The sequence below is a fragment of the Paraherbaspirillum soli genome, from assembly GCF_042654985.1.
GTDB classification, from domain to species: domain Bacteria; phylum Pseudomonadota; class Gammaproteobacteria; order Burkholderiales; family Burkholderiaceae_D; genus Paraherbaspirillum; species Paraherbaspirillum soli.
Window position 1 is genome coordinate 100,639 of sequence record NZ_JBHSMT010000004.1, and the last position, 7,713, is coordinate 108,351.

7 protein-coding genes are annotated in these 7,713 nt (G+C 55.8%); all 7 read right to left on the bottom strand.

Translation table 11 applies throughout. The features are described from left to right. Window positions 1–265: 265 nt before the first annotated feature. Entirely contained in the window at window positions 266–1,162 is an 897-nt protein-coding gene (locus tag ACFPM8_RS00890; RefSeq protein WP_378994009.1) for a hypothetical protein, read from the bottom strand. Between the two features lie 146 nt (window positions 1,163–1,308). Then, on the bottom strand, window positions 1,309–2,484 hold the full coding sequence (locus ACFPM8_RS00895; RefSeq protein WP_378994011.1) for a hypothetical protein: 1,176 nt from the start codon (window positions 2,482–2,484) through the stop codon (window positions 1,309–1,311). A 556-nt stretch (window positions 2,485–3,040) separates the two neighbouring features. After that, window positions 3,041–3,865, bottom strand: coding sequence for a hypothetical protein (locus ACFPM8_RS00900; RefSeq protein ID WP_378994013.1), 825 nt, complete (start codon window positions 3,863–3,865; stop codon window positions 3,041–3,043). 12 nt (window positions 3,866–3,877) lie between these two features. After that, window positions 3,878–4,099: a hypothetical protein gene (locus ACFPM8_RS00905; protein WP_378994015.1), complete on the bottom strand. Its 222-nt coding sequence runs from the start codon at window positions 4,097–4,099 to the stop codon at window positions 3,878–3,880. Between the two features lie 147 nt (window positions 4,100–4,246). Further along, the gene (locus ACFPM8_RS00910) at window positions 4,247–4,429 is read right to left on the bottom strand and encodes a hypothetical protein (protein WP_378994017.1); all 183 of its coding nucleotides are present in this window, start codon (window positions 4,427–4,429) and stop codon (window positions 4,247–4,249) included. Beyond that, complete coding sequence (locus tag ACFPM8_RS00915) at window positions 4,426–6,441, bottom strand: DUF6531 domain-containing protein (protein WP_378994019.1); 2,016 nt, start codon at window positions 6,439–6,441, stop codon at window positions 4,426–4,428. The genes ACFPM8_RS00910 and ACFPM8_RS00915 overlap by 4 nt, the downstream gene beginning before the upstream one ends. Window positions 6,442–7,317: 876 nt before the next feature. Next, complete coding sequence (locus ACFPM8_RS00920; protein WP_378994021.1) at window positions 7,318–7,572, bottom strand: SymE family type I addiction module toxin; 255 nt, start codon at window positions 7,570–7,572, stop codon at window positions 7,318–7,320. Between the last annotated feature and the right edge of the window lie 141 nt (window positions 7,573–7,713).

The following is a 7,713-nucleotide window of genomic DNA, read 5'->3' on the forward strand; positions in this document are numbered from 1 at the left end:
TATTGACGGCGATTCTATTTGCAAATTTTCCGAACGGCAAGAAAAAATATCTCAACAACTGAAATATTTCTGAAATATATTTCAGCTGGACATTTGTTCGTCTGTGTGCAGGTTGGGCTTTTTTTGGGCGACTGGTGTTTGAGATTATTCTCAAGTCATTCAAGCGTCGATCGGTGCCGGCTCAGGAGTGCAGGCCAGGGGAAATCGCTGGCGCCAGGCCGCGAGATTTGGGCGGAATTGACGGTCCGCCCGTACCGAAGACATATCAACCGCCGAGGTACTGCGCGGCAGTCAGCACGTTGGCAGCGATGGCAATCGGCGTGTTCGCTTCGCTGATAATGCTGGCCGTCATTTGACCCGCCTTGTCGAAACGCACGCTGGTGCTGGCGTCGCCCGCGCCGAGATAATAAGGCCACAACCCTGCCGCCGCATTCTGCTGGATCAACTGCTGGTCGGCAGCACTGAACGCCGCGCTCGAATGGAAATGGACACGCATGTCCGATACCACCATCAGACTCGTCAGGAAGCGCTGCAGATTGCCGTCGGGGCCGAACGTGCTCTGCCAGGTGATCGGCGAATTGGGGTTCCACGGCAGACCGCTGGGCGTCGAGTGTACCAGCGACAGCACCGAAGACACATACCAGTCGCCGGGAGTCGGCGTAAAACTCAGCGCTTTGAAAATCGAAATATCCACGCTCAAATTGGCGGCGGCGAACTTCGCGCTCGGTCCTGAGACCGCAGGACTATCGCCCCAAAGTCCCCAAAATCCCGAATCAGGCTCGGCCTGGTTGCCGAATCCAACCGAGACAGACGGGGCGACGGCAAGCTGCTTCTTGAGGCCTGCATAGCCGACATTCCAGGCCGGTGGTTTGTGACCCCAGCTGGCCAGACGCCGCTTGGCAGCCGCGACCGGATCGAGCACCCCGTCTCCGGCGATCAAGGAATCGATCAGCGCCGAGTAAGCGGTAAAAAACTTGTCGCCGCCGGGCGCGTAGATCTGCGAGTTCGATGGGATCGTGTTAAAGAAAGCCCAGAGCGCCTCGTCATTTCCGGCCGGAAGCAGCGAAGGCGGTTGCAGCACCCGCCCAGCGGGCGCGGCATACCCCAGCATCGCGAATTCTTGCGCAACAAAAATCTCTTGCAGTTCGTCGAATGAAGCCATGAATTTGCCCCTTTTTGCGGTATTGAAAACCTGCGTGCACGGGATCCCGAAGATCCCGCGCTGCCCCGACAGAAGCTGCATGCCTCTGCTGGGGCACGGCAAGACCGGGTGGCCGGGCACCTGCCTGAGCAGGTGCCCGACTGACATCACCCGAAGAATTTACTCATGATGATTTTCGACGCCTGCGCTTCATGGCCCAGGTATTGCGCGGCAGGCGCCACGATGCCGCCGATCACGACCGCGACATTCAGCGGGCTGGTGATCTTGACCACCATGTTGCCGGCCGCATTGAACGACGCACTGGTGCTCGATCCGCTGCCGCTGCCGCTGCTGTAGAACGGCCACAGCCCGCTGCCCTCGTTGCGCTTGATTTCCGACTGTTCCAGCTCGCTATAGGTGGCCTGGGATTGGACCGTGATGTCCATCTTGTGAGCGATCAGCAGAGTCGTCGCAAAGCGCTGCATATTGCCATCCGGTTTGCCGAAGGTTTTGTCCCAGTTGATTGGCTTTTCTGGATCCCACGGTGCCCGGCCCGGGCTGTTGAATGCCAGGCCGAACGCCGACGAGCTGTACCAGTCGCCCGGCGTGGCCATGAAAGGCAGCACATTTTGAAAATGCGCCTGTAGCGAAACGCCGCTGGAAGCGAACTTCTCGCTGAGTGTCGAGCTTGAGCTGCTGCCGCCCCACAACCCGAAGAAGCCGCTGCTGGAATTACTCGCCCAGGTTTTCGAAACATCCGAATTCCAGTCGCTGGCGGAGACTTTGAACGACCGGCTCGGCGCCTTCTTCAGCAAAGTCATCATGGTCTTGTAGCCGGTCGAGAAAACGACCGGCTCACTGCCCACCGGCTTGTAAGGCAAGACATTCATCTGGGCCGCGAACACCGGATCGAGCAAAGCGGCCGCCAGCGCCGACGCGCCCGATACCGCAACCGGCGACCACTCGCCGAACATGGCCCAATTGCGGAATCCCATTGGGCTCGGCTTGGCGTCGCCGTCCTTGATCGCCTTGTCGAATGCGTCCGCGCATGGCTTGCCGACGGTCGAGACAAACGTGTTGGGCGCCGCTTTCAGCGCCGACATCACGCCTTGGTAGTTGGCCAGGAACTGATTGCCGGGGCTCAGTTGCATGTTCTGCGTGAGCGAGTCCATAGGCAGGTTGTTGAGGTAGTTCCACAACAGTTCATCGGCTTGATCGCCCCCGGTCAGCGGCGGCGACGGCTGGATCACCTGGAACGGATCGCTGGGAGAATATCCCAGACCCTGGGACAGAGCGTTGTAAAAGCCGCGTTGTAGATCTACGAAATTCTTCGGATTTGCCATTATTTCTCCATGGTGTTATTTGAAGGATAGATGCGGAAACGGCGCAAGCGATCGGGGCGATCAAGCAGATCCAATCGCTTGTTTTGGCGAGCTTCTTCTTGATGGACAGGGATGACTTTCCCTTGATTTTTAACAGCGACTTGCCGGCAGCTTCTGTCGCTTCCCATGCCGGCATTTGCCCTTGAAACCCGCAACTACCATCTTAGTCAGGATGCGCTCGAATCCTACTGATAGTGCTGACAGTGTCGGAGTCTGCGTGCTGTGCGTGGATGGGATGGCGGTGTCGTGGATGATGCTGGTGGTGGGCGGGGTGTAGACCACTACAGTGACTTTTGGTGGGAGTTTGTTTGCTGGGGAGGTGGGGGGATCTGGACTGGGCTGGATCTGGTGAAGGTCAGCTTTTCACAAGATAGATCCGATGAGGTATCGCAGATCCGCAAAACTGGCAGAAGGTATTTTTTACTGTAAGTTTGGCAAGTTGGCAAAGCCGGACTATCGTGTGGGAAGTAAATTCGGTAAAGTCTAAAAGCGGCCTGCCCGCACTACTAAGCCCGAACTATTCATTCAGCATCGCTCGCAAGACACGTTTGAATATACCTGGCTCGCTTTTATCTGGTGGATCAATCTCACATTGCACAGTGAAGTCGATATCATAAAACGCGATATTGGCGATGTCTTTGATAGGAATTACAACTCGATAAGCATTTAGACTTGCGGCCCGCTCGCCTGCACTTTTATCTTTGATATTACTGTCGACATTGCGCTTCCGCTCTTCTTCGAATTTCCTATCGAGCTCTTCATAATGAGCGTTGTAGTTAATGTCGTGGACCAGCCTTAATGTGTCCTTATCGCGGTGACCGCTCAATCCTGGCAGTAACGATATGTAGTCTTGCTTGAGAAAATCTGCCCCACTTAGGGGGACACCTATATAGACCTTACGAGACGCCAGAGTGACCTGGACAAGGTCCTGATCTAATATCGCTTCAAGAAGCAGTTTTTCAAACGGGTTATCGCGGGTTACCTGGATGAGCGCCTTATGAGCTTGAGTCTTCGAGCGACTCGTCAACCAACCAGCAACACACGCCAAACCAACCGTCACGACAGCCCAAAAGAAAAATTTGAGATCGTCATGGGGTAATTTCAATTGATCCAGATCGGTTATGTCTTTGTTGAACCAGGAAAGCACTATGGGGACAAGACCAAACCAAGTGGTGAGCATGTAAATAAAGGCGCCGATACCTGAGAACAAGGTGCCCCATTTGACAACGTGAAAGTAGGAATCCCAACCGGTCGATCGACTTTGGGTATAACGAGCTTTTGGATATTGCGATGAAAAGAAAAAACCACTTACCAACAAGATAACCAGTCCGATAGCTCCCATCAGCTCTGAACCTTACTTGATCACAACATTCTTGAGTGAATGCATTCTTCTGAAGATTTTCTTCACCGCTTCATCATTGTTAAGATTCACGCTGACCACCCCATCCGCTGATACATCGACACGCTTTGTGTTTTCCTCAAGCAACTTCAAAAGTCGGGCATTTTCATCCGACACATCCGAATTCGCAACACCTCGTCCCGACTTGTCGCCGAGGACTCTTAATAAGATACTCATAATTCCCCCCCTCTTCAGTCGATGGTACGGAACGTTCTCCGGCCTACTGGGCCGACTATGGTAACGCATAACCAACTACCGTATTTAGAGTACTCCGGGAAGGAAGAATACGGAAATTCTAATTTCAGAATGTCACAATAAATTTTTTCACAACATTTTTTCACAAACGTGACCTAAAGGATCGGTAATCTTGGTCCGATTCCCCATCGCGTCGTATTCAAAACTGAAAGTCGTGTTTTGCTGCGCGACTGACGCGCCAGCCAGCGTGAACAACACGGCACCGACGATGGTCTTGATCCGTTGTTGATTCAAAGTGAAATGCCCTCTCATTGCGCTGCTCCGGTAATTTGTTGTACGCGATTCAACGCGTCGATCACGCGGCTGGTCTGCCGCGCCAATGCGCCGCTCGGGTCTTTGACTTGTTCGTTAATCCGGTTACCCATGTTGTCGAGCGTGTAGACGATGCTGTTGCCGAGACTGTCGGCGATCTTGGTCAAGCGGTGCGCCGGGTCGTAGCTGTAGCTGACGGTCGACGCATTCGGCAGCGTGACCTGGGTTAGCTGGCCGACGCCGTCGTAGCTGTAGCTGGTGGTTTCAACCGTGCCGTTGGCGGTGACGCTCTTGGCGGTCAGCCAGCCGCGTGGGCTGTAGCTGAGTTGCGTGGTGACGCCATTCGCATCGGCAATCAGCCCGACCCTGCCGTTGGCGTCGTAGTTCGACAAGGTCGTCACTTGGCCGACGGCGTTGGTGATCGTGCTCAGGTTGCCGTTGCTGTCGTAGGCATAGGTCGTTTTATCGGCGACATCGGTGCGCGGACCGGTGGCGGTCAACAGCTGACCGACAGCGTTGTACGTGTAGCTCCAGGTACGGGCGTTACCGGTCACGGTCGGCGCCAAGCCTTGCGCGCCGGTCGCATCGCTGGTCGCTTGTTCGGTCTTGCTCAACAGATTGCCGGACGCATCGTAGCTGTAACTGGTCACGCGCTTCGGTTCGGCGATCTTGAGCGGCAGGCTGAAGATCGGGTGCCATTGGGTGCTGATCGTACGCGCTTGTGGCGTGCCGGACGCTTCGACCCGGCTGGTTTCCAGGTTGCGCGTCAGGTCGTAGCTGAAGGTCGTGACGGCGCCGTTGAAATCGGTGCGGCTGGCGACGTTGCCGTTGGCGTCGTGAGTAACGTTGCTGGCTGCGGCGCTGCAACCGGCGCCGCCCGGTTGGTTTTGTCCGCTGGCTTTGATCGCGCCCAAGATCGTGGTGAAACTGGTGGTGCGGGTCGTGCCGAGCGGGTCGGTGACGGTGGTGCTGCTGCCGTCAGCGCTATAGGCCAGCTGATATTGGTCGACGCCGCCGGCATGTTGTTCCGAATACGCTTTGCCTTGGGCGTTGTAATAGTAGCTGGCATAGCGGCCGCCATTCTCGTCGGTGATGCCGGTTAACGCATGCGGCAGGCTGGTGCCGCCGGTATAAGTCTGTTCGTTGTACAGATAGCCTTTGACCTTGCCGTCGGGGTAAGTGACCGATGCCAGGTTGTTGCTGGCGTCGTAGCTGTACTGGTATTTCCCTCCTGCCGGGTCGGTCAGGGTGGCGATGCGCTTGCTGCTATCGTAAGTGAGATTCAATGCGCGGCTGAAGGCATCCGTGATACGGATCAGTAGACCAGCATTCGGCGCGACTGCTGCTGGCGTCGTCGCATCGCTGTAGGTCAAGGTCTGGACCAGGCCAACCCGGTCCCGGATCGATATCAGCTGGCCTGCGGCGTTGTAGGTTTCGACGCTATTGTCGGCAGCGATCGTGTATTGCCAGCCATTGGCTTTGCCGCTGCCGTCGGTCAGGCCGATCAATTTGTCGGTAATGTCGGCGTCTTGTGAAGTATAGGTATTGCCATTGGCAGTGAATGCATAGGCGGTGCCATTGGCGCGCGCCACCAGCACCGCCGATACGCCATTGACGGTCAGGTTGGGAGCGATGGAACTGTCGTAAGCATGGCGCCAGGCAGTGCCTAGCGTGCTGACAGCGGCGGTGTTCTGGCTATTGTAGAAGCGGCGTAATTGCAAGCCGCCTATGCCGGCCGCGCGGTAGTCGGCGTCGCTCCAGTATTTGTTGCCGGTAGCAATATGGATCGGGTTTTGCGTGCTGGGGCATTGACCGCCCTGGGTTTTATTGGGTGCGCAGGATGAGGCGCCGGCAGTGCCGACCGGACAGGCTGCGGGTGGAACGCTACAAGCTGATTGATAGAGAGGCGCACTCTCTTCGTGTTGCGGTCCTCCTGGATATGGAAAAACGCCGACTAATGTGCACGCATTATTTTCTGCTGTAGGCGAGACGGAAACGTACACGGTACACATGCCCGGATTTTTGGTGCAATACGATCCTGGCGGCGGACTTTGTGCAATGCTCAGACGATCCGCGCAGGCTGCACCAGCGGATGAAAATGAAGGCGCAGCGGCGCGTGGCATCTGGTCATGTGTATAGCAAATTGGGGGAACGGTAGGGGCGCCACAAGATAACGTGACGGGGTCTACAACGTTGGGTAAATCACAAGTACCCTGATTAGGAATCACGCGTTGGGCTGTCCCGTTGGGACGGTCGTAACAAGCACCATATTTGTAGTCAGCATATGGAGCTACGACAGGCCAGCCCCAAGCGGTACAGTAAGCAGCCGGAGTTGGATAGCCATCAAAACCATAACCAGCAGCGTGGCCAGCCTGGTGCGCCATCATCGCTATCAAGGCGAGTACAAAGCCGACGACAATATGCTTAAGTAAATTACTCCTATTCCGAACAGAACCCAGATCGACAGTCCAATCCAACAAGCGCCCACGACCGACCACATTGGTCACTCCAAAACCCGCCATCAACATTCCTTTTTTATGCGCTCGTAAAAAACCATCGCCTTGCCGGCACGGCATCGGCCTTCCTCGCTATCCGAACGATTTGTTTATCCGTTCGAACACCAGCCTGCAGATAGGGAGGCAAATGTATTGCAAATAAGGAATTTTTGCAATGCGGAAAACACTTATGTGGGGTCGCTGAATGGCGCAATAGCTTGGGCCGCATGTGATGCAGCCCTCTCCGCTGTTCAATTGTTCAACAACCATGCATCAGAACAGGCCGTTCGGAAAGTAGGGCGGAAAAGCGCAGCGTCTTCCGCCGTCTTGGATGCGTCAAACACCTGTGGCACATCCAACGGCGGATAACGCTGCGCTCATCCGCCCTACTTTTTACTCCCTGGTGATGAACAAACAGCCTCTTCTCACCTGCACCCGGATGCGGGTTTGAGGCGTGAAGCCTGCTGCCAATAGCCATTTGCCACGCAGCCGAATCCAAGGGGTTCTGAGCTTGCCCTCCGGGCAGACGCCGACGGTTAAATGCCGGTCTGGCAAGTTGTTGTTGGTGGATGTGGTGATGGGGATGGAACTGTCTTGCGTGGATGAAGCGGATTTGCCTGATGATGCTGGCGTGGTGGTGCTAGTCATGGTGCCTCCAAGGTGTGTAGTACTAAAACCGCTTTCCGCTGCTAAACGGGAGATCGAGTCGCCCAAAGGAACCTCCCCTTCAGGCTCTCACAGAACCGGACGTGAACCTCTCGATTCATCCGGCTCTTGTCGTTCAGCCCC